Annotated in this window: 1 protein-coding gene and 1 pseudogene; both read left to right on the top strand. The window is 59.8% G+C overall.

All coding sequences use genetic code 11. The features are described 5' to 3' along the window. On the top strand, positions 1-223 hold a 223-nt coding region (locus RNB18_RS51525), incomplete at its 5' end, for a hypothetical protein (protein ID WP_311720999.1). Continuing rightward, a pseudogene (locus tag RNB18_RS51520) lies at positions 220-375 on the top strand (transposase); the annotation flags it as partial. The gene RNB18_RS51525 and the pseudogene RNB18_RS51520, both read left to right, overlap by 4 nt. Between the last annotated feature and the right edge of the window lie 93 nt (positions 376-468).

Raw genomic sequence — 468 nt, 5'->3', positions numbered from 1 at the left:
GGGACGCACGCACTGGACCCGCGTCGACCGCGACTATGGACGACTCCGCATCGACACGCTAACCCTCTTCAGCGATCTCGCCAACGAAACCCGCGAGCCTCTTGATGATTCGGCAGAAGCCCACTATTCCAACGTCACCAACAAATTGTCGGAAGTGGATCGTCAAGCGGCTAGGGCATGTCTCCGAACTTCGGGGTGCTGGCCAGCGAGGATTGGCCGGTGACGCGGATGGGTGTGATTTCTGATGAGTTCTGGGCGGTGGTCGAGCCGTTGATGCCCTCAGATGAGGGCAAGTGCGGCGGGAGATTTGGCGATCACCGACTGATCCTGGAAGGAATCACGTGGCGGTTCCGCACGGGTAGTCCGTGGCGGGATCCGTTTCCTGTCGGCAACCCACGTTCACATGTGAGCGAGGCCCAAGCCACTCATACCGTCTAGTCTCTATCGGGGACTAGGGCGGAGTAAACA

The organism is Streptomyces doebereineriae (assembly GCF_031845645.1).
Lineage (GTDB): Bacteria > Actinomycetota > Actinomycetes > Streptomycetales > Streptomycetaceae > Streptomyces > Streptomyces canus.
Note: the sequence above shows the minus strand (reverse complement) of the source record. Positions and strands in the feature narration are given on the sequence as shown.